We start from the raw sequence: 809 nt of genomic DNA on the forward strand, positions 1-809 counted from the left end.
AAAGGTATTCAGCGGCAGTTGCGATCGCGCTGCGGCGATGTCGCGTGCGTCTGTGTAACAGGTTTCATAAATGTCGTTGATGTAGGACTTCAAACTCGGGCTGTCTTCTAGCTCATCGCGGATCTGTTTGCGAAAGCTGGCGACCTCGGCTCGCCAGTGGTTGCCACTCCGGGGTTCTTCGTCAGACCAGTAGCTCAGCTTGAGGAGATGGACGAGCAGTTGCCGCAACAGATGTTTAAGCTTGCGTTTTTCGCGACGGCTCAAGTCGTCGATCTCCTCGAGCAAGTGAATGAGATCAACGCCCGCAAAGTCACGGCGCGCCAGCTTGCCACGGGTCTCTTGCAGCCAGAGAAAATAATCGGCGTCATAGGCCGGTGCTGTGTCGTCGGTTTCTCGCAATAGACTGTGCATGGTCGGGGCAGGAAGACGTTGATGTTCACGCGGGCGTTGCATTAGGTGGACCGGATCAGCCGGCCCTGTTCGCCCAGCCAGGCGGCGCGGGTGTCGCCACAGACAAAGAGGATAGCCGGTTCTTCGTCTGTTGCTAACGCGACTAAGGCATTCAGCGCGGGGATCAGTCGGTAGACGACAAGGCCGGCGGCTTGCAGGTCGGCCAGGGCGGCGCTGTCGCTGGGCAGCATGAGCAGCGGGTCGGCCTGTTGCAGCCAGCGCGGGTCGAGCTTGGTGGTGGCGCCGAGTCGGATCAGGTCGAAGGTGCCTTCGTCAGCGGCCCGCTCGGGTGCCGGTTGGGCCGGCGTTTGATTTGGCGTCGGCGTCTGAATCAGAGCCTGCAAGCCATTGTCTGCCAC

At 60.6% G+C, this 809-nt stretch carries 2 protein-coding genes; both read right to left on the reverse strand.

Going from position 1 to position 809, the window contains the following annotated elements; genetic code table 11:
• Window positions 1-411: DUF29 domain-containing protein (locus VBE63_RS30705; RefSeq protein WP_323686734.1), on the reverse strand; the 411-nt coding region annotated here is incomplete at its 3' end.
• Window positions 412-452: 41 nt separating this feature from the next.
• Window positions 453-809, reverse strand: a 357-nt coding sequence (locus VBE63_RS30710; protein WP_323686735.1) for a hypothetical protein, incomplete at its 5' end; no start/stop codon positions are given.

It is taken from the genome of Lamprobacter sp. (assembly GCF_034860625.1).
GTDB lineage: Bacteria > Pseudomonadota > Gammaproteobacteria > Chromatiales > Chromatiaceae > Lamprobacter.